General features: G+C 28.1%; 20 protein-coding genes. 7 read left to right on the top strand and 13 right to left on the bottom strand.

All coding sequences use genetic code 11. The features are described 5' to 3' along the window. The 4 genes from HA146_RS06885 to HA146_RS06870 are packed head-to-tail and all read right to left on the bottom strand — an operon-like array spanning position 1 to position 4,840. Positions 1-999: a hypothetical protein gene (locus HA146_RS06885; protein ID WP_209108831.1), complete on the bottom strand. Its 999-nt coding sequence runs from the start codon at positions 997-999 to the stop codon at positions 1-3. Then, positions 996-2,039 carry a glycosyltransferase gene (locus HA146_RS06880; protein WP_209108830.1) on the bottom strand — a complete coding sequence of 348 codons (1,044 nt, stop codon included), beginning with the start codon at positions 2,037-2,039 and terminating at the stop codon, positions 996-998. The genes HA146_RS06885 and HA146_RS06880 overlap by 4 nt, the downstream gene beginning before the upstream one ends. After that, positions 2,024-3,928 carry an asparagine synthase (glutamine-hydrolyzing) gene (asnB, locus tag HA146_RS06875; RefSeq protein ID WP_209108829.1) on the bottom strand — a complete coding sequence of 635 codons (1,905 nt, stop codon included), beginning with the start codon at positions 3,926-3,928 and terminating at the stop codon, positions 2,024-2,026. The genes HA146_RS06880 and asnB overlap by 16 nt, the downstream gene beginning before the upstream one ends. 3 nt (positions 3,929-3,931) lie before the next feature. Next, positions 3,932-4,840: a hypothetical protein gene (locus HA146_RS06870; RefSeq protein ID WP_209108828.1), complete on the bottom strand. Its 909-nt coding sequence runs from the start codon at positions 4,838-4,840 to the stop codon at positions 3,932-3,934. A 119-nt stretch (positions 4,841-4,959) separates the two neighbouring features. Between HA146_RS06870 and HA146_RS06865 the strand changes: the two genes are divergently transcribed. Both HA146_RS06865 and HA146_RS09725 read left to right on the top strand, forming a co-directional pair. After that, complete coding sequence (locus HA146_RS06865) at positions 4,960-5,646, top strand: hypothetical protein (protein WP_209108827.1); 687 nt, start codon at positions 4,960-4,962, stop codon at positions 5,644-5,646. After that, positions 5,643-6,626, top strand: coding sequence for an EpsG family protein (locus tag HA146_RS09725; RefSeq protein ID WP_209108826.1), 984 nt, complete (start codon positions 5,643-5,645; stop codon positions 6,624-6,626). Before HA146_RS06865 ends, HA146_RS09725 begins: the two co-directional genes overlap by 4 nt. A 3-nt stretch (positions 6,627-6,629) precedes the next feature. Here HA146_RS09725 and HA146_RS06855 read toward each other — a convergent pair whose 3' ends face one another. Beyond that, positions 6,630-8,276: an ATP-binding cassette domain-containing protein gene (locus HA146_RS06855; protein WP_209108825.1), complete on the bottom strand. Its 1,647-nt coding sequence runs from the start codon at positions 8,274-8,276 to the stop codon at positions 6,630-6,632. A 76-nt stretch (positions 8,277-8,352) separates the two neighbouring features. Continuing rightward, positions 8,353-9,003, bottom strand: coding sequence for an acetyltransferase (locus HA146_RS06850; protein WP_209108824.1), 651 nt, complete (start codon positions 9,001-9,003; stop codon positions 8,353-8,355). A 235-nt stretch (positions 9,004-9,238) separates the two neighbouring features. Between HA146_RS06850 and HA146_RS06845 the strand changes: the two genes are divergently transcribed. The 3 genes from HA146_RS06845 to galE all read left to right on the top strand — a co-directional run bounded on the left by HA146_RS06845 (position 9,239) and on the right by galE (position 12,804). Further along, on the top strand, positions 9,239-10,258 hold the full coding sequence (locus HA146_RS06845) for an NAD-dependent epimerase (protein ID WP_209108823.1): 1,020 nt from the start codon (positions 9,239-9,241) through the stop codon (positions 10,256-10,258). A gap of 2 nt (positions 10,259-10,260) precedes the next feature. After that, complete coding sequence (locus tag HA146_RS06840; protein WP_209108822.1) at positions 10,261-11,610, top strand: nucleotide sugar dehydrogenase; 1,350 nt, start codon at positions 10,261-10,263, stop codon at positions 11,608-11,610. Positions 11,611-11,736: 126 nt separating this feature from the next. Further along, a complete protein-coding gene (gene galE, locus HA146_RS06835) occupies positions 11,737-12,804 on the top strand; it encodes a UDP-glucose 4-epimerase GalE (protein ID WP_209108821.1) in 1,068 nt (355 codons plus the stop codon). Between the two features lie 2 nt (positions 12,805-12,806). Here galE and HA146_RS06830 read toward each other — a convergent pair whose 3' ends face one another. Next, positions 12,807-14,240: a nucleotide sugar dehydrogenase gene (locus HA146_RS06830; RefSeq protein WP_209108820.1), complete on the bottom strand. Its 1,434-nt coding sequence runs from the start codon at positions 14,238-14,240 to the stop codon at positions 12,807-12,809. A 121-nt stretch (positions 14,241-14,361) separates the two neighbouring features. On the opposite strand from HA146_RS06830, the gene HA146_RS06825 reads away from it, so the two are divergent. Together HA146_RS06825 and HA146_RS06820 are read left to right on the top strand one after the other, a co-directional pair. Then, a complete protein-coding gene (locus HA146_RS06825; RefSeq protein WP_209108819.1) occupies positions 14,362-15,819 on the top strand; it encodes a mannose-1-phosphate guanylyltransferase/mannose-6-phosphate isomerase in 1,458 nt (485 codons plus the stop codon). Between the two features lie 30 nt (positions 15,820-15,849). Beyond that, positions 15,850-16,626, top strand: a complete 777-nt coding sequence (locus HA146_RS06820; protein ID WP_209108818.1) for an alpha-1,2-fucosyltransferase — start codon at positions 15,850-15,852, stop codon at positions 16,624-16,626. An 86-nt stretch (positions 16,627-16,712) separates the two neighbouring features. Here HA146_RS06820 and HA146_RS06815 read toward each other — a convergent pair whose 3' ends face one another. The 6 genes from HA146_RS06815 to HA146_RS06790 all read right to left on the bottom strand — a co-directional run bounded on the left by HA146_RS06815 (position 16,713) and on the right by HA146_RS06790 (position 24,478). Beyond that, positions 16,713-18,458: an FAD-binding protein gene (locus tag HA146_RS06815; protein ID WP_209108817.1), complete on the bottom strand. Its 1,746-nt coding sequence runs from the start codon at positions 18,456-18,458 to the stop codon at positions 16,713-16,715. Between the two features lie 93 nt (positions 18,459-18,551). Further along, positions 18,552-19,361, bottom strand: coding sequence for a glycosyltransferase (locus tag HA146_RS06810; RefSeq protein ID WP_209108816.1), 810 nt, complete (start codon positions 19,359-19,361; stop codon positions 18,552-18,554). Position 19,362: 1 nt separating this feature from the next. Then, positions 19,363-20,703 carry a sugar transferase gene (locus HA146_RS06805; protein WP_245211333.1) on the bottom strand — a complete coding sequence of 447 codons (1,341 nt, stop codon included), beginning with the start codon at positions 20,701-20,703 and terminating at the stop codon, positions 19,363-19,365. Further along, a complete protein-coding gene (locus tag HA146_RS06800) occupies positions 20,700-21,659 on the bottom strand; it encodes a glycosyltransferase (RefSeq protein WP_348535284.1) in 960 nt (319 codons plus the stop codon). Before HA146_RS06800 ends, HA146_RS06805 begins: the two co-directional genes overlap by 4 nt. Further along, the gene (hisH, locus tag HA146_RS06795; RefSeq protein ID WP_209108814.1) at positions 21,660-23,105 is read right to left on the bottom strand and encodes an imidazole glycerol phosphate synthase subunit HisH; all 1,446 of its coding nucleotides are present in this window, start codon (positions 23,103-23,105) and stop codon (positions 21,660-21,662) included. Beyond that, positions 23,105-24,478 carry an N-acetyl sugar amidotransferase gene (locus HA146_RS06790; protein WP_209108813.1) on the bottom strand — a complete coding sequence of 458 codons (1,374 nt, stop codon included), beginning with the start codon at positions 24,476-24,478 and terminating at the stop codon, positions 23,105-23,107. Before HA146_RS06790 ends, hisH begins: the two co-directional genes overlap by 1 nt. Positions 24,479-24,553: the final 75 nt, after the last annotated feature.

The following is a 24,553-nucleotide window of genomic DNA, read 5'->3' as shown; positions in this document are numbered from 1 at the left end:
TTAGCAAGATATTAATTTAATTAATTTACTTACAGAAATTTTGTCAGTTCCATTTTTAAGAATCCAATTTCTTGGTGATATATCTTTCGAAGAGTAATCTTTATTCTTTATAGATCTAATAAGACAGTCGAAATTATTTACATATTTGCCCACAGACTTATTTATGTAAGGGCAAACACATCCTTCATAATCTAAACCTTCATTTGTTTTAACTTTATATTCCCAAACATAAGTAAAAACATTCATGGACCATGCTTCAAAGAAAGCTAAACCTTGTGTTTCATCTCTAGAAAGAAAAATCATGAATTTAGATTTTTCTAAAGCTTTTTTATATTCTTCAATTGTGTAAGATCCATAATCTATGAAATTTATATTTAGATTAAATGAAGAGAGTTTTAATTTGATAATATCTTTACTAGGTATTGGCCCTTTTTGATTTTTGTAATAGATTAATATTTCTGATTTTTTTTTATTAGTTTTTCTATTTTCCCAGTATTTTGGATCTACGCCAGATGGCCATATTAATGTCTTTTTGAAATTCTCATAGTTGGCACTTCTTATAATTGATGAGGATTCTTTAGAAGGAACTAAAATTCCAGATAAGTAAGGAAAGTTTTTTCTGAAAAAAATAAACTCTATATTTGGACCTGCATACAGTCTCTCAATAAAACCATTTTTTTTATGAAAATGCATTTGAAGTGCTGCTAACCTTGATGAAATAACTACCACCTTTTTACGGCCTGTAATTTTACCCCAATTATTAAAATCTAATCTTGATAAAGACCCTCTAACTAAGGAATTATAAACAGCCCCATGCCCAGAACTGAATATATTCTTGAGATTTTGTTTAAAAGTAAGAACTTTTGTGATTCTTAAAAAAATCCAAAGAATAAATGGAATGGAAGTAGTATTCAATCCTAGGAAAATTGGTCTAGTTAAAATAAGTGGTTTTGGCTCTGATTTCTCAGGAATATGGAATAAAGAATCTTTAAATCTCATCTTGTTAATTTTAAAATAATTTTTTTAAATTCACTAGACATTTTGTTTAAATTGGAAACCTTATAAGAATGAGTCTTCATACTTATAAAATAATTTTTTTTATGAATTTTTTTATTTCTACTAAATAAATTATATTCTTTTTTTATTGCGCTAACCATACTACTTATTTCAAAATCATCTGTAATAGTTCCGAAATTTCCAATTAATCGATATGCATCTGCAGTTGGTGTTGATATAACTCTGGTTCCAGAGAATATTGCTTCAGGAATAACTAGGGGAGAACATTCGCAAATACTAGGTACAATTAAGAGGTTTATTTCCTTAAAAAAAACATCTACATTATTAGTATTTGAATCTAAGAAAATTAAATTTTCTTGATCTTTAGAAATATATTTTGAAAGTAAATCTACCTTATCTCCTTTCAAATATATTTTTGCAGTTGATTTAGTCGAATAATGAAATGCTAAAAATGCATTAATTGCAAGTTCTAAATTTTTGTATCTATTATTTCTTCCAAGAACTCCAATTTTAAAAACCTTTTCATAATTTGATTTAGTGCTTTTTATCTCTAAGTCTTCTTCTAAAAAAATACCATTTTTTACAACAATAGATTTGTTTTTAGGAAACCCATCTAATAAATGTTGACTCATACTTATTTTATTTGGGTAAGTAAAAACTACTTTTTTAAAAGGAAGAAATATTTTTATCAGTTTTCTAGATATTTTTACTGGTAAACCTTCCAATCTTTTATCAAGTAATGAATGCAAAGAAATTATTTGACCAGAAATAGGCGTTAAATAAGAAATAATAAATGCTAATAATCCTCCATAATACATCCATCCAAATAAGATTTTTTTATGATTTTTATGCCTATATAAAACAAACTTCAAAAGATCAATATAAGAATTTTTATCAAAAATTACTAATCTTAATTGAACGAAATCTTTAGATAGTTTTTGATAAAGGAGATTATGAATCTTTTCGGCTCCACCTCCATACAATCGAGGTAAAATGTGAAGGATAATTATTTTTTTATGCATTTATACCAGCATCCTAAAGAGATAAAAGGCCATAGTGCATCTGAAACTCTATCTCCGGATTCTAAGGAAATAATTAATTCATCTAAGTAAGTAATCATCTCTTCAGATTGAATAATTGATTTTGCAGCGTCTATATTATCTTTCATCCAAGAATTTAAACTTTCTCTTAACCATTTATCCAAAGGAAGTGAGAATCCTTTTTTTGGACGAGTAATGAATTCTTTACCTAGATGGCTTTGTAAAAGATACTTTAAAATACTTTTTGTTTTGAAATTATGCATATGAACCTTATAGTCTAAACCAAGAGCAAAAGACGCAATTTTGGGATGTAAAAATGGCAGCCTTGATTCTATGGAAGAAGCCATACTTGCCGAATCAGTTTTTACAAGTGTATCCTCATACATATAGTTGGCTATATCTGATGTCCTAAAAAAATGCATTTCAGATTGATGTAAACTTGAAAAAATTGAATTAATATTTTTGGAATTATCCAATCTATTGGAAAAAATATTCAGATTAGAGTTTTGTTGAATTAAAAGGTTGTATATTTCTCTTGATGTCATTAAATGGAATCCATTATCAATAGCTTTTTTTAATTTATATCTAATATTTGGGGATAAATTTACATATTTTATTGAAATGACTTTTTCTAATATTGCTGCTGCTGATTTACGAAGAAAAACTGGAAATTTATCCATCCATAAAGACATTCGTAAATATCTATATCTTTCATATCCATAAAACAATTCATCACCTCCGTCGCCTGAAAATGTAATTTTAAATCCCTTTGATTTGATTTTTTTAAAAATAAAGGTACTTGGAACCAAACTGGAATCTCCAAAAGGTTCATCTATAATATCGGTATAATTATCCATTATTTCTATGAGATCTGAAGGAAAAATTTTATATTCATTATGTTTAGATCTTATGTGCGTTGCAACTTCTCTTGCATATATTGATTCATCATACTCTTGATCAGGGAATGAAACTGTAAAAGTTTCTAGACAAGATAGGTTCTTTGCTAAATAAATACTTACTAAAGAGGAGTCTATCCCTCCAGAAAGAAGAGCGGAAACCTTTTGATCTTTTGGGATCATCTCTTTAATTGTTTCAGAAAAAATTTCTTCAAAATAATCTAGATTTTTTTTGAAAGGCCTATTTTTAGATTTAAAACTATTTGAATTATTTTTATTTTCTTTTTTATTAAAAGAGTTATGAATATAATTTTTGGTTTTAAAACTAAGTTTGGAATCAATTTCTATTAATTGGCCAGGGCCTAATCTTTTTACGCCATTAAAAATAGTATTTGGGAAGATATTTCTTACTTTCAAAAGACTTGAGTTTAAAGACTCTATATCAGGGTTTATTTTTAGATATTTGGATATTGGCAGTAAACGAGAACAAAAAATAAAATGTTTATTTCCAAGAGAATAATATAGGGGTTTTTCTGCGAAATTATCATTCGCAATTGTTATTTTTTTCTCTAAATAGTCATATATAGCAACTACAAATGAACCCTCAGCATGTTTCTTTATAGTTTCTTCAATCCCATGTAAAGAAAGAAATTCAACAAATACTCTTGTATCAGAAGAAAGGTCCATGATTCTTTGTGAAGTAATTTTTTTTAATAGGCTTTTTTTTAAATATTCGTGATTATAAATTTCTCCGTTGAAAACTACATGATATCTGCCACAAAATGACTTCATTGGTTGTTTACCAAATTCCTTGCCGCTTATAGATAATCGAGCATGTCCAAATAATAAATTTTTATGTAGCTCTGTAAAACTAAATTCATCAGGTCCCCTTTTAGATAAAAAGTCATGTGAGGATTTTAAAAAATCTAAATTTTGATGATTGTCATAATTTAGTAAACCAAATATTCCACACATATTTTATATCCAATTAAAAATATCAATTTTAATTGGAAAATCTGTCCATGGATGAACATAACCTTCCTGAAGCCATTTGTTTGAAGGAGCAATTACATTAGCCCCTTTAAATTTTGATGCAAAGTATCCAATCCACCATGAAAAAGTACTGTTACTTAATAAGATAGTTGGGAAAGTGCTTAAAAAAGTAAGTAATTCGTCAACCTCCATTTTTTGTGTAAGAGGTCTTAAATCTATAACTTCCTTGAAATTATTATCTTCTAATTTTAATAAGGTTAATATTGCATTTATAGATAATTCGCAATCAGTGGATATATATAAATATTTGATGTTTTTTGAAATAATATTGTTTATGCATTCTTTATAAAAATCAGGCTTTACACATTCTTTTATAGAAAATCCATCCTTGGGGTAGTATCTAAAATGCAACAATAGTGAATTATCTTTAGGACTAAAAGGAAAGGTGTTTTTATAATAACCATAAAATTTATCGCCACTGTTTTTATTTATAGTTTTTTCAACATATTTATAGTCCTGTAGATAGCCTGTGATTAAGTAAGAGAAGGGTGTACTTAATGTATAATCATCTTTATTATTTAATGAATTTAAATAATGTTTCTTAAAAAGTGAATTTGTACGTAATAATAATCTATTTAAAATTGTGATAAAGGTGGTTGGAAAATTTAATTTATTAAAATCTTCTTTAAGCATTATTAACTTACATATCTTCTTAAGTCTTAAGTATTTACTATTATTGCTTAATTTGGCACTGAAAATACTATCATTGCAATCAACATATAATTTTTTATTTCTATTTACGTTTGCAATAAATATTCCAGCACATATTTGAAATAACTGATTCCCAAAACCTCCTTGAATGCGTTGATATGCTAGGTTATTATTGCTTAACATTTTTAAATGTGTATTGGGAATTAATAGTATTATTAAGATTAATTAAATCTTCCAAAAACATATTTAAAGGTATACCATATAAATTAGCTTTGATTTTAAGTTTATTAAAAAACTTAAAGTTGTTTAGGAGAAATTTGTTAAAGAATAAAACTTTAGAAAGTGTACCAAAAGGAAAAAATTTATACATTACTAATTCTTGCTTGAATCCCTTTGATAATGAAAATTTTACTAATTTTAACAATAACTTAAATGTAAATAGTAGATATCAAGATACTATTGAATCTTTAAATTCGATCAAGAAAAATGATAAGAATGCCTATATAATTTTCGTCGATAATTCAAAATTTAATGTTGAAATGGAGAGAGAAATAATAGAAAAATCTGATTTATATTTCTCTATTAAAAATTATAAGTCAGTATTAAAATCAAGAAAATCTACTAATAAGGGAGTCCCAGCATTAGTTACTATAATTTTTGGATTAGAAGTGGCTTCTTTAATTAATAAAAATAGAAATAATTTAAATATCATTCCTGCAAGATATAAATTAATATCTAATCAACTTAACAAAATAAAATCGAAAGGAGTTTATATGAAAATTTGTAGAAGAAATAATAATCACTCTACAAGAAGAATAATAATTGTAAAAAGACAAATATCTAAGATAAGACTTATGAGTTTATTATTCCTAACGGCTTCAAATATTTCTTTAGAAAATATTATAGGAATCTTTTTATATCCGATTAAGAACATTCCCTATTTAGGCATTGAGGGCTACATTAATGGGAATGATTTTTTTTGTGAATGAAAAATATAATTATTAAGAATATAAAGTTTCAAAACTTAAATTTCTTTATTTTCTTAGCATTAAATTATTGTGCCGTTAGCATTCTAAAAAATTTTGTTTTACAAAATGACTGGCCCATTTATTCTCAATTTTTTAATTCTTTTTATGAACTACCAAATTTATCAATAATAAATTTAACAAACGAATATTTATGGAAAGCTTTCGCTACAGTTGTTAATATCCTCGGAATTGAGCCAGAATTTATACTTAATTTATTAAGTTTTATTATCTACACCTCATTTTCATACTATATACTCAAAGCTCTAAAAAATATTTTTAAATTAAAAAATAATAAAGAATTGTACTTGATATATTGTTTAAGTATTCTATTTAATATCCTTCCTCAATCAATTGTTCCAGCCTTTAATCAAGTAAGACAAGGTTTAGCAATTATATTTTTAATACCTGTTTTTATTAATAATTTAGGTTTCTTTAGATCTTTTATTGTTATTTTATTCGCTAGTTCTATTCATAGATCTTCTTTGTTTTTCCTGGGACCTTTAATAAGCTTTTATTTATCAAGGTATGCTCTTTTAAAGAATAAAAATGTAAACAAATTTTTATTAATTGCATTTCCTTTTTTAGTTATTCTCCTTATAAATATATATAATTTAACTATTGAGAATAGTTCATTTAGTTTAGAAATATACTCTTTATATACTAATAGATTTAACTTTGGTATCTTACTATACCTATTCATCTTCCTTATTTTTTGTAATGCATATGGAATGTTTGGAAAATATTCACTAATTAGCCATAGTTTACTTTTTTGCCTTTTAAGTACTTTCTTCTTTCCCTTTTTAGGAAGACTATTCGCAACTCTTTATATACCTATAACTTATATGATTTTTAGTAGTAAGAATAATGATTTTAAGTTGATTTATTTGTTTCTCATAATATTAAAATCAATATTTGAAGTTAAATTTGCATATTTGATTTAACCATTAATCTAATCTAATAATTTCTTCATGCAATTCACTTAATTTTTTGCTGTGAGTAATTGTTATAATGATGAAATGTTTTGAAAGAGACTTCAATATATTCGAAAACTGATTTAAAGATTCTATATCCATTGCACTAGTAGGCTCATCAAAAATTAAAATTTCAGGCTGACTTACAAGAGCTCTTAATATGGCAATTTTCTGTATTTGACCTCCGCTTAATGATGCAATTTCTTTTCCATAAATAGTTTCAATTCCTTTTGGTAATTTTTGGAAAGTATCAAATAGGTTTAATTCTTTTACCCATTTACTAATTTTTTCTTCTGAATTTTTATTAATAAGATTTTTTCTGCCAAAATAAATATTTTCTTTAATACTAGTAGTCAATAAGTATGGTTTTTGGGGTACAAAAGAAATTCTCCCTAAGAGGATTTTGGGATCATAATTAAAAACTTTGTTGTTTTTGGTAAATATATTTATTTTGCCTTCACAAAATTTTTCATGCCCAAGAATAATATTCATTAGAGTAGTTTTCCCGGCACCACTTGAGCCTGTAATAGCAGTAGATTTCCCCAATCTAAATGCACAAGAAAGATTTTTGAAAGTATAGGAATTTGAATTTATATATTTATGAGATAATTTATCAATAGTAATTGCATGAATTTTTTCTTTATCTGGAATATCGCGATATTTATAATTACTTTTAAATGAAGATTTTTTAAAATCTATTTGTTTTGTTAATTCTAATAAAGCAGGTGTTGAGGTTTTTATAAGAGTTAAGGAAGAATAAACAACTTGGATTGATGGAATAAGTTTCAGGCCAAATATTCCAATAGCAACTATCCCTGATACTTCATCAATATTATTCCCTTCATTAAGGGTTACCTTAAGTAATAATAATAAAACAATTGTCCCTAAGGAAATTGTCTCTATAAGATATCTTGGAAATGTCGCAATGAACTGAGATTTTGCTAATGATAATCTCATCTCTGAGTCATTTTTGAAGAAAATCTTTATGAAATTTTCTTGAACTTTATAAATATTAATTTCCTGCTTAAGTTTTAGGGTATCATCAAGAATTAGTGCTAGTTTATTACTCGCATTAACGAATTTATTACCATATATTTCGATTCGATTTTTTATTAAAAAATAAATAAGAATATAAAAAACAAAAATTATTAAAGCAAAATATATAAATAAACTACCAGTCTCTATTAAGAGTACCAAAATCAAAATACTAGATAATATCAATGAAGATATAAGCTGTAATGAGTTTATAAAGTAACCACTCACAACTTGATTTATTTTGGTTAGTACTATTGATTTAATCTTTGAGTCTTCTTTTGAGTTAAAAGAAATATACTCATTTGATAATGAGTTTTTATATACAGTGTTGCTAACTCTAATACTGATATTTGCTGATATGATTTGTGTTAAATAAATAGAAAAAGTTCTTACAAGACCTGAAATTAAAATAAAAAATAAAATAGAAGTTATCGCAATGATTTTATTGCTTCCATATTGAGGAAAAAATGTATAAAGCTTTTCGACGAAAGTAGTTGCTTCAAGAGGTGTTGATATTAGCGAATAAATAAATGAAAAAACTAGTGCAATTGTTGATATTTCAAATAATGCTGCAAAAATAAACATTGCAATTACAAAAAAGAATTCTCTATAAGAATTAGTTCTTTTTAGAAGAAAATTTAAAATCTTAAAGCTATACAATTTATTCACGGGCTTTAATTACTTTTGCTGGTGATCCATATGAAATCATATTAGATTCTATATCTTTAGTTACTAAAGAACCTGCTCCAACAATTGAATTTGAGCCAATTTTTATTCCTGGAAGAATTGTTGAACCAGCTCCTATAAAACTCATGTTACCAATGTGTACCGAGCCGCAGATTGTTACACCGGGCGCAATATGTGTAAATGCCCCAACACTTGAGTCATGTTCAATAATACTTCCACTATTTACTATTACTCCTTCTCTAATTTTAACATTACCGGCAATAGTAGTATTTAACAAGATTTGAACACCTTTGGATAAAGAACAAGTGTTCATAACTATTGCAGATTTAGATATGTAAGTGTCAATTGAATAATTTTTTCGTATTACTTGCTCAAACAAATATTTTCGGTCAGTTGAATTAGTGCCTCCTACTCCAATTAAAATAGAAATCTCATCATTTTTATCATTAATATTTTGAAAATCATCAAGGCTTTTATATATAGGTATGCCACTAATACAATTACCTAGTAAATCTTTATCTTGGTCAATAAAACATAAAATTTCTAAGCCATCGTTCTTAAGACTATAAAGTAAAGATCTCCCATGGCCTCGAGCACCATAAATGATGTGTTTTTTTAAGATCATTTTCAAATTTCTGTTGTTAAGATGCATTTTAGTAAAGGGACTTTATTTTTTGAATTTATAGATATTATTTTTTTTAAATAACCTAATTTAAAAGTTCAAATCTTGAATATGTCTTCAGATATTAACTTTTTATGACTTTAGTAAGTTTATAAGATCAATTTTTAATAAATTGAATTTTCGTTCTTCATTTCAGATAGACTATTAAAGAATAAGAAGAAAAAATGAAGTCTAAATAATGAATGTACTTGTGACTGGAGCAGCTGGATTTATTGGTTACCATCTTTCAGCTAAATTAATTAATGATGGATTTACTGTTATTGGATTTGACAATTTAAATAATTATTATGACGTAAATCTGAAAAAAGCTAGATTGGAGAAATTAAAAAAAATCAAGGATAAAGAAAATTCTTTTGTTTTTAAGAAAGGAGACTTGATAAATAAGGACTATTTAAATAGCATTTTCTATGAATATAAACCTAGTTTTGTTATTAATTTAGCTGCACAGGCTGGGGTGAGGTATTCTATTGAGAATCCGAAGGCTTATATAGAATCTAATATTGTTGGTTTTAGTAATATTCTAGAGTGTTGTAGAGAGTATCTTACTGAACATTTATTGTATGCGAGTAGTAGTTCTGTTTATGGGGGCAATAGTAATCTACCTTTAAGAGAAGAAGATAATGTTGATCACCCTGTTTCTTTATATGGGGCTACAAAAAAATCTAATGAATTGATGGCCCATTCTTATAGTCATCTATATAATATCCCTACAACTGGATTAAGGTTCTTTACTGTTTACGGACCATGGGGGAGGCCTGATATGGCATTATTTCTATTCACAAAAGCTATTTTAAATAAAGAACCAATAAATATTTTCAACAATGGGAATATGATTAGAGATTTTACTTATATCGATGATGTTGTGGAATCAGTTAGCAGGTTATTGGAAAAAAAACCTACTAGAGATTCTAAGTTTGAACTCTCCAATCCAAAACCTCATCAAAGTTGGGCTCCATATAAAATTTTCAATATAGGAAATTCAAGCCCAATTAATTTGATGGATTACATTATCAATATTGAAGAGATTTTAGAGATTAAAGCTATTAAAAACTTTATGCCAATGCAAGATGGAGATGTGAAAAGTACAGAATCTGATACTAAAGAACTAGAAGAATATATAGGTTATAAACCTAATACGACTATTAAGGAAGGTATCTCTAGATTTATTTCATGGTATAAGAGCTTTTATAATGTTTAACTATGCATTTACTTCCAAAATTAAATAATTGTAAAGTTACAATAGTTGGTCTTGGTTATGTAGGTTTACCTTTAGCAGTTCAAATTGATAAAACTTTAAATTGCCATAAAACTGGACAAAAATTAAGAAGAAAAATAGTTGGTTTTGATATCAATCAGGAGAGAATTTCAGAATTAAAAAAAGGATTTGATAGAACTAATGAAGTCAAAGATAATGATTTGATTAATGGGAATAATATTTCTTTTACTAATTTAGAAAGCGAGATAGAAAATTCTGATGTTTATATAATTACGGTCCCTACTCCAATTGATTCATTTAATAATCCAAATTTAAAGCCAATAGAAATAGCAAGTAAGTTAATTGGTAAAACTTTAAAAATAAGGCGAGATAATGAATTAATCAAAAATATACCCATAGTACTCTTTGAAAGTACAGTTTATCCAGGTTTAACCCAAGAGATTTGTATACCAATAATTGAGGCAGAGATGGTTGGTAAAGTAAATAAAGATTTTCTTTGTGGTTATAGTCCCGAAAGGATTAATCCTGGTGATAGAGGAAGATCAATAGGAGATATTGTAAAAATAACAAGTGGGATGGATGAAATAACTGCGAATTGGGTCGATAGTTTTTATGCCTCTTTTATAGAGGCTGGAACTCATAAAGCAAAAAGCATCAAAATTGCGGAAACAGCAAAAGTTATAGAAAATACTCAAAGAGATTTAAATATTGCATTAGTAAATGAGTTGGCGATAATTTGTAGAAAACTTAATATCGATACACTTGATGTCCTAGAAGCAGCGAATACAAAATGGAATTTTTTAGATTTTAGACCTGGATTGGTTGGGGGCCATTGTATAGGTGTAGATCCATATTATCTAACTCATAGAGCAACATTAGCTGGTTACTCTCCAGGGGTGGTATTAGCAGGAAGAAGAATAAATAATTATATGGGAGACTGGATTATTGAAGAATTAGTTTCTGTCATGACTAGTGAAGGATTTACATTAAGTAGGTCTACGTTTCTAATATTAGGATTGACTTTTAAGGAAAATTGTCCTGACATGAGAAACTCTGGGGTTATTAAATTAATCCAAAAAATAAAGTCATACGGAATTTCTATCGTGGTGGTGGATCCCTTTATTGAAAAAACAGATAAGAATTTACCAAAAAAAATAGATTTTTATAATAAAATTCCTACTAATCAAAAATTTGAGGCAATAATTGCTGCAGTTGCTCATGAACAATTTAAATTACTAAAAACAGAATTTTTCAAACAATTGATTGTAGAAAAGGGTAAATTCGTTGACATTAAAGGAATTATCCCAAGAGAATTGAATCCAATAAGGTTATAATTAATATAAAAGGCTAACAGTTAATTCATTAATTTTTCTTTTAAATTTATTTTTAATAACTCATCAATTATTATATTTAATTTGAAGTCTTTCAATATAAGAATAATCTAAGGCTTAAATCTTCAAATGAAAAAAGTACTTGTTACTGGCGGATGTGGTTTTATTGGTAGTAATACTTCTTTGGCTTTACTGGAGAAGGGCTATGAATTATTGATAGTTGATTCTTTTGTAAATAGTTATCCCATAGTAATAAATAAAATAAAAAACTTATTTTTTGAAAAATACGTTAAAAAAACAAATAAAATTAAACTTATTAATTGTGATTTAAAGGATCGTGATTCATTAGAGAAAGCTTTTGAAGAATCTAATAAAGATGGTAATAAAATATCAGCTGTTATTCATTTTGCTGGTTTAAAAGCCGTATCAGATTCATTGTTAGATCCATTAAGCTATTGGACTTCAAATGTTTTGGGTACAGTCAATTTGCTTAATGTAATGGAAAAGTTTGAATGCAGAACTTTGGTTTTTAGCAGTAGCGCAACTATTTATGGAACAAATAACAGTAAAGAAAACTTAAAAGAAAATCACTACAAAAATCCACTTAATCCTTATGGTATGACAAAGGAAACCATAGAAAAGATTTTAAATAATCTAAATAATGTAGAAAAAAATGATTGGAGAATAGCAATATTGAGATATTTTAATCCTATTGGAGCACATACTGCTGGAGAATTAGGGGAAAGTCCTAAAAATACGCCTAATAATATCATGCCAATTATTAATAGTGTTGCATTGGGTAAAAGGGGATATTTAAATATATTTGGGAATAACTGGAATACTCCTGATGGAACACCAATAAGAGATTATATTCATGTGATGGATCTTGCTGATGGTCACATTAAGGCATTGGAATATCTTTGTAAAAATAGTAAACCTAATTTAATTACACTGAATTTAGGAACAGGTATTGGCAAAAGCGTTTTGCAATTAATTAATATTTTTGAGGAGGTAAATAAAATATCAATACCTTATAGGTTTGCTTCTAGGAGAGCCGGAGATATTGAATACTCTGTAGCGGATAATTCAATGGCGAAGCAGTTATTAAATTGGGAACCACATAAAGATATAAAAGCCATGTGCAAAGATAGTTGGAATTGGGTATCCAAAAATCCAAATGGGTACTCAAATAGGTAAATTTATAATAGACCATCTCCTATTTGCCAGAAGTTTAAATTTGATTTTTTTATATCAATAGGGCTTAAAATTGAACGAGTATCAAATATCCAAGCAGGAGATCTCATAAACTTGGAGACCACTTCCCAATTTATACTTTTATAAATATCCCACTCTGTTAAAATTACGACAGCATCGGCATCATTAAATATTCCAGATAAATCTTGAGTATAATTCCAGTTGCCACCTTTAGATATTTTGGAATCATCATTATTTGTTAGATGACTGTTTAAAACTTTCTTTTCTAGATCTACTTCAATTTGTTTATAGGCCACTTTTGAATCATGTATAACTAAATATGCATCTTCCTCTAGTAGATTTTTACAAATTTGTATAGCCGCAGACTCTCTTGTATCATTAGTATTTGCTTTAAAAGCAAAACCTAATATTACAATTTTCTTATTTGACAAAGTACCAAATAACTTTTTGGTAATTAATTTTGAGATTCTATTTTGATGCCAATTATTTAAATTTACAACACTTTCCCAAAAGGCAGCCACTTCGGGTAATCCAAAAAATTCCGATAAATATACTAAATTTAGAATATCTTTTTTAAAGCAACTGCCACCAAACCCTGGCCCAGTATTCAGAAACTTTGAGCCAATCCTACTATCTGATCCAATCGCTCTGGCTACCTCTTTAACATTTGCTCCAGTAGCTTCGCATAAAGCACTAATAGAGTTAATAGAACTTATTCTTTGAGCTAGAAAAGCATTAGATGTTAATTTCGCTAATTCACTGCTCCAAATATTTGTAGTAAGTATTTTTTCTTCTGGAACCCAATTTTTGTATATTTCGCACAAAGAATTTATGGCATCATTATTTTCACCTCCTATTAAGACTCTATCAGGAATTAAAAGATCTTTTATAGCAGAACCCTCTGATAAAAATTCTGGATTAGATAAAACATCAAAAGTTTTCAGAGGCATTTCACCTATATTCTGTTTCTTTGATTCCTTTAGTATTGATTTGATTACTTCTGCAGTTCTTACAGGTAAAGTGCTTTTCTCAACAACTATTGTGTGACCAGAAGAATATTGAGCCACTTGTCTTGCGCAAGCCTCAACCCATTTTAAATCGCTTGCTTTACCGGCACCTAATCCCTTTTTTTTTGTAGGAGTATTTACAGATATAAAAACCATATCTGCTTCTTTAATTTTTTCCTGAATTAAATTGGAAAAAAATAAATTTTTATTTCTACAATTTTTAACAATTTCGGCTAACCCAGGCTCATAAACTGGAAGATTATTTAAATCATTACTATTCCAACTGTTCACTCTTTCTTGATTTAAATCAACGACATTTATTATTATATTGGGGCATTTTTCTGCTAAAACTGACATTGTTGGTCCACCCACGTAACCAGCTCCAATACAACAAATATTTTTAATTATCATCAAATTTTGCTAAAGAGTTCTTGATATTTACTATCATAAATTAACTCATAGTTTCAATAAAGGATAGTTTATAAATATGCAAAGTTGAGATATATGAAATCAAATATGATAAATTTTCATTATGGTTAATTTAAATAAAAATAAAATATTCCCTTTGGTTATATGTGGTGGCACAGGAACTAGGCTTTGGCCATTATCAAGAAAAAGCTTACCTAAACAATTCTTAGAATGTAACCCTAAAAATAAAATTTCATTTATTCAAGAAACTTTTTTGAGATTAAAAAATATTAATAATGTACAAGAACCTATTTTGATTTGTAATGAGGAACATAGATTTATTGTCGCTGAACAAATGAGAGAAATAAATGTTGAACCAAAATCCATAATTCTTGAACCTTTTGGCAGAAATACAGCCCCAGCAATAGCATTAGGAATAATTAACGCAATGCAATTTGATCAGGATCCCCTCGTATTAGTATTGCCAGCGGATCATTTGATAAAAAATCCTGATAAATTTAATGCAATTATTAATAAGGGAATTAAATATGCCCTGAATAACCAAATTGTAACTTTTGGGATACCTCCAAAATATCCTGAAACGGGATTTGGATATATAGAAGCTGAAGAACCTTTGGATAAATTAGATATTAAAGGTGTCAAAATAAAGAAATTTATAGAAAAGCCAGACAAAAAAACTGCAGAGAAACTACTTCAGAATGAAAAATATACTTGGAATAGTGGGATTTTTTTAACTAAAGCAAAATTTGTTTTGCAACAATATAATTTATTTGAGCCTGAGCTTTTATCTATTTGCAAGAAATGTATTAAGGAAAGTTCTGTTGATCTAGATTTTCTAAGAATTTCGAAAGAAAATTTTGAAAAATGTCCAGATATTCCTTTTGATATAGCAATTATGGAAAAGACTGAATTTGGAATGGTATTACCTTTAGATGTTGAATGGAGCGATGTAGGGAGTTGGGACGCTTTATTTAAAATATCTGAAAAAGATTTGAATGGGAATACATTAACTGGAAATGTTTTATCTGAAAAAATCAAAAATTGTTATTTAAGAAGTGAGAATAAATTATTAGTTGGTGTAGATATTGAAGATCTTATTGTTGTAGAAACATCTGATGCTGTATTGGTAACAAAAAAAGGATCTAGTCAAAAAGTTAAAAATCTTGTTGATCTCATGAAAATAAAAAACTTTCCAGAGGCTACCACGCATAGAAAAATATATCGTCCTTGGGGTAGCTACATATCATTGTCTAGTTCTAAAGGTTGGCAGGTAAAAAGAATAAATGTAAATCCTGGTGCCTCACTATCATTGCAGAAACATAATTATAGAACAGAACATTGGGTAGTAGTAAATGGAAAAGCTTTAGTAGAGATTGAGAAAGAAAAAAGTATTCTTTCTGAAAATGAAAGTACATATATACCCTTAGGTTTTAAACATCGACTTTCTAATCCTGGTAAATCCCCATTAATTCTAATTGAAGTTCAAAGCGGGGAATATCTAGGTGAAGATGACATAGTGAGATTTGATGATAAATATGGCAGAGATAACTTAAGTGAATAAACTTAATTTTAAAGTTATAAGAATCAAATTTTGAAAGTTTTTATTGTAATTGAAAAATATGGAGGTTTTTGTAATAGGCTTTTTCAATCATTACACTATCATGCATATGCCTTAGAAAAAGAGATAAAAATTTTAAATCCTTCTATGTTAGGACTTTTAAAATTTGATAATAATTTATTTTATTTTTTTGATAAGATAAATAATTTTATTCTTAAGTTTTTAACTAAATCGCTTAAATTATTTTTTGGCAAAGATGAGTTTTGTTTTTATATAAATGAAAAAAACTACATCAAATTTGTGACAGGTTGGAATTACAGACAATATAAATTAACGGCTAAGCATCATGAAGTATTAAAAAATATTTATAGTTTTGATGAAAGATTTTTATCTAGGAAATCAATTTCCCTAAAAGAGTTTTTAATTAATCAAAAATCTAAGGGAAAATTTATCATAGGTGTTCACATTAGAAGAGGAGATTACAAAGAGTGGAACAAAGGAAAGTATTATTTTGATGATGATTTTTATAGAGATATAATTAATTGCTTAAGGGGAAAATTAATTAACGATAGTAAGAAGCCCTTTTTTGTTATTGTCAGTAATGAAAAAAAAATGATAGATATTGGGGCTGATTATTTTTCTGAAGGTTCTTGGAAAGATGATCAAATTATTCTCCAATGTTGTGATTTAATCGTAGGACCGCCAAGTACATTTTCGATGTGGGCATCTTATATTTCCAAAACCCCTCTCATTGAGTTGAATTCAAACATCAACAAAAAACTTTTAAATGGAAAAGTGTGTGAAGGTTGAAACTTCTCTCGATCAATTATAAATAATATTTAGTTCTTATAAAAAAATTAAAAACTATTAGTGAATTATAAAAGTTAATTTTGAATTTATTCAAGTAATTTTTTTGCAATTTCTTCTTCTCTTTCTGATCTTTCTATATGATTAATTAATTCTTGATTCACACTCTTATGATTGCTCCTTTTAATAATAAATTTATCCCCCTTCATAAGGATATTAATATTAAATTTGCAAGCATCTTCGGTTTTCTGAAAATCACTTCTTTGGTGTGCACCTCTACTTTCTTTTCTTTCTAGTGCTGATAACAATGTTACTTTGGCCGTGATAAGAGATGAATGTAAATCTAATTTGTTAATCAAATCATTCTGATTATTAAATTCTAATCTTATATCTGTATTTGGCAAAAAGCTTTCAAGATCATTTATTCTGTTTATGCCTTTAATTAAACTTTTTTCATTTCTAATTACTCCACAATAATCCCACATTAAATCTCTTAACTCTGATTTTAATAAGTAAACGTTTTCATTACCTTTTGAAATTGAGTGATTTAAATAATCGTGAGTTTCAGAAATACACTTCCTTGATCTTAATTGAGAAGACAAGGCTTTTGACAACTTTGCAGCAGCTCTACCAGCATGAGCACCAAATATTAAGATTTCTGCTAAAGAATTGCCGCCGAGTCTATTAGCTCCATGCAATCCACTTGCTGCTTCTCCAGCAGAGAACAAGCCTTCTATTCTTGTAGAATGATCTAATGCATTAACTTTTAGACCCCCCATTGAATAATGGGCTGTTGGCGATACCTCCATAGGCTCCTTGGAAATATCAATTAAGGAGTTTTCAATGAATTGTCTATAAATATTTGGTATTTTTTCGAGAATAAATTCTTTACTTTTATGAGATATATCTAGAAATACTCCTCCATTTTCTGTTCCCCTGCCTTCTATTATTTCAGTATAGTTAGCCATTGCGACTCTATCTCTAGTGGAAAGTTCTAATCGTTTTGAATCATATTTAGCCATAAATCTCTCTCCTTTAGAATTTAATAGTAAGCCTCCCTCACCTCTTACTGCTTCAGTAACTAGAGTTCCTCTTGTTGCTGTAGGAAGGACCGTGCCAGTTGGATGGAACTGGACCATTTCCATATCTGATAATTCACAACCAGCTTTAAGACCTAGATGAAAACCATCACCTGTATTTTCATATTCTCTTGAGGTGCTATTCTTCCAAATCCTAGTATGTCCTCCAGTGCAGAGAATAACAGCATCTGCAAAGTGTGCTGTTCTTTCACCTGTAATAATATTAAAAGACATGGCTCCAAAACATTTATTATCTTTTACCAATAATTCTGCAACATATTGAGAGTCATGGATGGGGATTTTAAGAGAAAGACTTTTTCGCAACAAGGCATTCAAAATTGATTGACCTGTATAGTCACCTGAGTAGCAAGTTCTTCTATATTTATGTGCTCCAAAATACCTTTGGTCAAATTTATTGTTATCTAATTTTTTAAAATTTGCTCCCCACTTATCAATTTCTTCAACATAATATGGAGACTCTATACACATTCTTTCTATAAGCTCTGGATCACCTAACTCATAACCCTCTAAATATGTATCTGCAAAATGATATCTCCAATTATCATTTGGATCAATATTACCAAAAGCTGCATTTATCCCTCCTGCTGCAAGAACGGTATGAGAATCTTTTTTGCTTCTTTTCCCCAAAATAGAAACCTGCAGTCCATTCAATTTTGCCTCTATAGCAGCTCTTAATCCGGCCCCGCCGCATCCAATTACAAGAACATTATTAATATCAACTAGATTATGATTCATTGGATTTATACGTTATTAAATTTATAACTTAACTAAGCTTTTTAAATAAAGATAGAAATAATAAAAAATATTTTACTAAATTTAAAATATTTATCAATTAAAAAATCGTTGAAAAAGATTATTATGGATATTTGAAGTTTTTAATTTTAAAATTTCTAATCTGGAGTATAGATTTAGAATTAACTTAATTAAGATAATATAAATCGAAATTAGATTATATAGCCTATAAGAAAAAATCAAAGTTTCTTTATATCCAAAAATGATTGATCTTTTATTTAAAGAACTGATACCTCCAGTAGGCATTATGGAGATTATTTGATTAAGATAACAATTTTTCCAAAGTTGTTTTTTTCTTAATTCCAATTGCAATTTATAATCTGCAGATATTTTTAAACGTGAATCAAAAGGATTATTTAATTTTGATAAAGTTGCTTTCTTAACTACAAAGGAGGGGTGTGGTAATTGAGCAAAAGGTAGATTTTGATATAAGATTCCTAGCCCAATTAATCTTTTTATTTTTTTAGTTTTGAGATTAACTTGTAAAGTCCCTCCTGAATATGAAGTGAAGTTAGGATTTTTTTTTATATTTTCAGCTAAATCCCTTAAGCTATTTTTAGAAAGAAAAATGTCACCAGCATTTAGAAATAAGATATATTCATTTTTAGAAAGTTTGAAACCTTGATTCATTGCATTATAAACACCTTCATCTTTACTTTCGATAAATCTGGTATTTCTATATTTTGAGTAATCTATTTGGTTAGTTTTATCATTAGAAAAACCATCTTTTATAATGTGGATATAATGCTTATAATTTTGCTCTTGAACAGATTTAATTGTTGTTAGTAATTCTGCTTTAGCATTTAAAGTTACTGTAATAATAGAAAATTCTACATTAGTTTTCATTTTATTTAGGTAAAGAACCCCTCAAATTAAAGACTAATCTTATTGTTTCTAAAAGTATTAATAAATCAAATAAGGTTGAAAAGTTTTTAATGTAGTAGAGATCATAGCTGAACTTCATTTTTGTATCTTCAACAGATGCCCCATAAGGATAGCTAACTTGTGCCCAGCCACTTAATCCAGGCCTTACTAAATATCTTAATTGATAATTGGGAATTTCTTTTGAAAGCATCTCGTCTATTTCAGGACGCTCAGGTCTTGGTCCAATTAAACTCATGTCGCCATTTAGTACAGATAGTAGTTGCGGAACTTCATCTAATCTGGTTCTTCTAATTAATTTTCCAACTTTAGTTATTCTTTCATCATTAAGAGAAGACCATTTTATTCCATTTTTTTCTGCATTTACTTTCATACTTCTCAATTTATAAATTCTAAATGATTTACCCGCAAATCCATTTCTGATTTGAGAATAAAAGATAGGACCGTTATCCTCAATTTTTATAAGAACAGCAATCAAAAATATTAGGGGACTTAATATCAAAAGTAATAATAATGAGAGAAAAAATTCGCTGAATCTTTTTATTCTCTGAGAAGAATTAATTTCTTTATTAATTAAAACTTCTCCAGCTATATCATTAGAGTTAGTTATTTCTTTTGGATATCTATGTAGATACCTTTCATACCAATTTATTAAGGATAAAATTTTATAGCCTCTGTTTTTGAGATTAATTAAGATGGTTTTTTCTTTATTGTCAAATGAATTTATATCTTCAATAATCAATCCAAATTTACTATTACTTAATTTAGTTAATTGATTGATTTTACTTTTATGAATTGATTTAGAATAACTATTATTTTTGACATATAATGGTTCAGACAATAAAGAACCTTTTTCAATATTTGAATATATGGATATCCATTCAATATCTTTAGATAAATATTTTTTAATTATAAAAGCATGAAATATTTCATAAAGATAACTAAAAAATGCGGTACATATAATAAATGCAATCCATTTACCATCTCCAACATTCCAATTTAGAATGGAGGAAAATATGATTATAAATTTAAATAAGACTCCTGAAAGAATAGAAGTGTTTATAACTCTTAAAAGTCTCTTTGATATGTAGATGTTGAAATCATCTTGTGAAACAGAATATTTATCAAGGATATAACTAACAACTAACCATGATAAGGCTAATAGGTTAATAGATAAAAAATTAGTATTAATATATTTAGTTGTTTGTAGGATTAAAAATAATATTAAAATTATTGAGTAATCAACAATACTCAATATTAATACTCTTCTTCTACTTACCAACCAAGGCATATTTTTAATTATCATATAATTCTCCTTATAATTTTCTTAATAGTATTTGGGATCAATTTCTTGATTTTATCCTTAAAAAAATAATTTTTTCTTGTAAATATTCCGTGATTAAATTTTTTATCAATTTTTCTTATGATATTCAGAGATTTTAAAATTTCTTTTTCATAAATTTCATATATCAAATCAGGTTCTTTCTTATTTGATGAATACATATCTCCAAGTCTAAAGAACCTTTGGTTTTCCAGAATCTTAAATTGGTGGAAATGATAAAAAATTAGATTACTTTCATTAATTTTTATTTTATTATTTTGCTTCTTTATTTCGTATTTTGCATAATTCCATGGCGCTATTCCAGCTCCATCATCTTTTATGATATGACAATTACGGAATTTACTTGGCCACTCATCAAGGTATTTCTGATCGCCCATTTTCCCATTTTCTAGTCTGTAATAACACCAAGCTAAACATTGTTTTCTCCAATTATCCAAGCATCTAATACCCTCTTTGTCTCTTCGAAAACTATTCCATTCAACGCAAAATCTCCCATTAACTTCTAAGTACTCGAAGGGTGATGAGAATCTATGTTCTATAATCGCAATTGACGATTTTTTTATTTCTTTAAAAATAACCTCTACATCCGAATAAAATAAAAGATCGGCATCAAGATATGTAATTAAATCAATTTGTTTGAATCTATTTAAAACATACCAAGTAAATGAGGATGCAAGAGTCCAACAATATTCTGTATTTGTTCTTTTACTCTTAGCTTCTAATAAATCTCTATCTTCTATTTCATTCAATAATATGGTTTTAACATTATTTAAATTGATCTTATCTAAAATATCTTTTGTCTCTTTATCTAAGCAAAGTACATATATAAAATATTTAATACAATTCTTTGATAAGCTATTAATCATGCTCAAACCTTTGATTAGATAGTTTTTATCAAAAAGAGTACAAAAATATCTCATCTAGATTCTTATTAAAGATTTGATTAGTTCATTTAAAAGATTTAACCCCTCATATCCACTCCTTTCAGGGTGAAATTGAAGTCCAATACAACTTTTATATTTTACTGCAGAAATAAAATCTTTACCTCCATAGGTAGATTTGAAAAGAGTATTCTCTGAGTCAGTTTTCTCGGGTTGATAAGCATAAGAATGAACAAAATATTGATAACTTTTATCAAATAATCTTAAATTAGAATTTTCATATTTTTTATCTATATAAAGTTTATTCCAGCCAACATGAGGCAGTACTAATTTTTCATTATTATAAGATTTATTTGATAATTTTTTGATTTTACCTTTAATAATACCTAGTCCTTTGCATGGTTGGTATTCTTCACCTTCCTGAAATAATAGCTGCATTCCTAGACAAATACCTATAATAGCTTTCCCTTCATTTGCTCTTCTTAGCAGAGGATTTATGAGTTTTCTTGAATTCAAATTTCTCATCCCTTTATGAAAGGAACCTACTCCTGGTAAAAACACAAGATCAGCATCCATTATTTTACTTTTTTCAGAACTGATAATTGCATCAATACCTATCTTTTTTAATCCATTTGACAAACTTTCTAGATTCCCCATTGAGTAATCTACAATTATTACCTTAGCTTCAGTTATATTTAATATTTTACTAGTATTTTCTAATAGTCTTGTTTCACATTTACTTTCTTGAATTGCTTTGTGTACCTTATTGATATTGAGATGATCATTATGGAAAGACCAACCTATTGAAATCCCTGAAAGACTTTTATGAGTATTAAATATTTTTGTTATTTCTTCTTCAGAACCTATGCCACCACCTATTACTAATGGGATTTTTGTTGATGGTTGGACTTTTCTTATCAAATCATGATCGGTTCCTTCCCCGATACCATCATTATCAACAGAAGTTAATATTATTTCTCCAGCACCTCTGGCTTGGACCTCTTCAATCCAGCTAATTAAATTTTTATCACATTTTTCTCTGCCACCCTCGATCATTAATTCCCAAGAATTAGAATTGTAAGACTTTCTAGCTTGAATCGAAACTACAACACATTGGGTCCCAAATTCATTTGCTAAATCATTTATCAAATTTGGGTTTCTTACAGCCCCTGTATTAATTGCTAACTTATCTGCTCCTGAAGCGAGTAATTTTCGTCCATCCTCAATGCTGTTGATTGCTCCGCCAGCAGTTATGGGCACAAATACATCTTTACAGGTTTGCTTAAGTAAATCATATAGGCTATTTCTTCCATAAAGACTTGCTACCGCATCAGAATAAAAAATCTCATCAACCCCCAAATTTGCATATTTTTTAGCTACTTCATATGCATTGCCAATTACTCTTACTCCCTCAAAACGTACTCCTTTTATAAGCTTAGATCCTTTAATGTCTAATCTTGCCAAAACTCTTTTGCAAACACTCATTATCTAGCCTTGTTACCTTGCCATGATCCTGCGGAATCTTCTTGTTTATTATTTTCTTCGATTTCGAATATTTTATATCGTAAAGACCATCCATTCTTGTTGTCCCATTTCCATATGTGAGGCGATCTAAATTTATCTGCTAAAAGATCATAATATTTTCTATCAAAAATTGGTTTTTCAAAGAATTTCGAGATATCTGGAAACTCTTTTTCTGGTAGGCTTAAATAGTTAAAAACTTCCGATGCCCATCTTTCAGGAAATTCCCCGTCAAATTTTTTAACTAGCGCTATACCTTCTTCACGCATTAGATCTCCTGATCTGATTTCTTGAGCCGCATCATAAGTTGCCCTACCAATTCCAAATTTGATAAATGTTGTATGGTAATGAAAGTCATCGACCTTATCATCTATTGAGTTGTATGTATTAAAAGTTCCTGCTGTTCTTTCAGGAGCACTTTTAAAGTCACCATTTTTAACAGAATAGTAATAGGCTCCTTGAGGGTGCCACTTTTCAAAATAACCAAGATAGTAATATTCTATTTTTTTCTCCTCTAAATAGCAGTTATCTATAGGTAAATAAGGTTCCCAGTCTACTTTTTTTAATCCTATCTCTTTAAGTTCATCTAAGGATGTTCCTCCCAAGTATATTTTATCTTTATCATCCTTTGAAAAAAACTTATTGGCCATTTTAGGATTTTTGCTGTCAGACTTTGGATTGCCATATTCTGCTTGATTTTCTCCATAAAAAATTAATTCAATATCGTATTTGGCTGCTATTTTAGGAGGCATATTTTTTTGACCTAAAATAAAAGGCTGGAATGGATAGAATAATTTTTCCATAGCAAGTCTTGTAAGTAATCTATGGACTTTGCCGTTTGGCGTAAAAAGTAAATTATCAAATCCGGCATGAATCCAAGCTTGATGATTCTTCCAGCCCCAATCTGTATATATGTGTGGTGCCCATGTACAAGTTAAAGGATTCATCCCGTATTTATATTTTAATAAATGAGCGGTCATGAAACTGTCTTTACCTCCACTGCCAGGTACTAAACAGTCATATCTTCCATCATTTCTTCGATACTTATCACATATTTGTTTGAGTTCTTTTTCTCTAGCTTCCCAATCAATAATTTCAATATTTTTTCTTACCTTGCAAGCATCACATATTCCATCATCATTAAAATTTATAGCTTGTTTGGGTTGTTTCCCATCATTTTTGAACTCTACACTAGTTGAAGGTCTTTGATTGCTTATTACACATGACTTACAAAATTTTACATTTTTAGGTAACCCATAAAAAACTTCAGTATTATCGTTGAGTTCAAGATAATTAGTTTTGTTAACTTCACTTGGGTAGTTGCAAAAGAAATCCATATAATAAAAAATCTTTTTACTACCATAAAGAATTCTTGATCATTTTAGAAAGCTTTATTATAAATATTAAGACTT

It is taken from the genome of Prochlorococcus marinus CUG1416 (genome assembly GCF_017695965.1).
GTDB lineage: Bacteria > Cyanobacteriota > Cyanobacteriia > PCC-6307 > Cyanobiaceae > Prochlorococcus_A.
The sequence above is the reverse complement of the archived record's forward strand: the minus strand, read 5'-3'. Positions and strand labels throughout refer to the sequence as shown.

What these genes read in the sequence shown, in the direction of transcription:
- HA146_RS06870 (WP_209108828.1), bottom strand. Translation starts at nt 4,840, where the DNA reads ATGTTAAGCAATAATAACCTAGCATATCAACGCATTCAAGGAGGTTTT.
- HA146_RS06830 (WP_209108820.1), bottom strand. Translation starts at nt 14,240, where the DNA reads ATGATAATTAAAAATATTTGTTGTATTGGAGCTGGTTACGTGGGTGGA.
- galE (WP_209108821.1), top strand. Translation starts at nt 11,737, where the DNA reads ATGAAAAAAGTACTTGTTACTGGCGGATGTGGTTTTATTGGTAGTAAT.
- HA146_RS09725 (WP_209108826.1), top strand. Translation starts at nt 5,643, where the DNA reads ATGAAAAATATAATTATTAAGAATATAAAGTTTCAAAACTTAAATTTC.
- HA146_RS06815 (WP_209108817.1), bottom strand. Translation starts at nt 18,458, where the DNA reads ATGAATCATAATCTAGTTGATATTAATAATGTTCTTGTAATTGGATGC.
- HA146_RS06790 (WP_209108813.1), bottom strand. Translation starts at nt 24,478, where the DNA reads ATGGATTTCTTTTGCAACTACCCAAGTGAAGTTAACAAAACTAATTAT.
- asnB (WP_209108829.1), bottom strand. Translation starts at nt 3,928, where the DNA reads ATGTGTGGAATATTTGGTTTACTAAATTATGACAATCATCAAAATTTA.
- HA146_RS06850 (WP_209108824.1), bottom strand. Translation starts at nt 9,003, where the DNA reads ATGATCTTAAAAAAACACATCATTTATGGTGCTCGAGGCCATGGGAGA.
- hisH (WP_209108814.1), bottom strand. Translation starts at nt 23,105, where the DNA reads ATGAGTGTTTGCAAAAGAGTTTTGGCAAGATTAGACATTAAAGGATCT.
- HA146_RS06885 (WP_209108831.1), bottom strand. Translation starts at nt 999, where the DNA reads ATGAGATTTAAAGATTCTTTATTCCATATTCCTGAGAAATCAGAGCCA.
- HA146_RS06855 (WP_209108825.1), bottom strand. Translation starts at nt 8,276, where the DNA reads ATGTTTATTTTTGCAGCATTATTTGAAATATCAACAATTGCACTAGTT.
- HA146_RS06805 (WP_245211333.1), bottom strand. Translation starts at nt 20,703, where the DNA reads ATGATAATTAAAAATATGCCTTGGTTGGTAAGTAGAAGAAGAGTATTA.
- HA146_RS06845 (WP_209108823.1), top strand. Translation starts at nt 9,239, where the DNA reads ATGAATGTACTTGTGACTGGAGCAGCTGGATTTATTGGTTACCATCTT.
- HA146_RS06825 (WP_209108819.1), top strand. Translation starts at nt 14,362, where the DNA reads ATGGTTAATTTAAATAAAAATAAAATATTCCCTTTGGTTATATGTGGT.
- HA146_RS06880 (WP_209108830.1), bottom strand. Translation starts at nt 2,039, where the DNA reads ATGCATAAAAAAATAATTATCCTTCACATTTTACCTCGATTGTATGGA.
- HA146_RS06800 (WP_348535284.1), bottom strand. Translation starts at nt 21,659, where the DNA reads ATGAGATATTTTTGTACTCTTTTTGATAAAAACTATCTAATCAAAGGT.
- HA146_RS06810 (WP_209108816.1), bottom strand. Translation starts at nt 19,361, where the DNA reads ATGAAAACTAATGTAGAATTTTCTATTATTACAGTAACTTTAAATGCT.
- HA146_RS06840 (WP_209108822.1), top strand. Translation starts at nt 10,261, where the DNA reads ATGCATTTACTTCCAAAATTAAATAATTGTAAAGTTACAATAGTTGGT.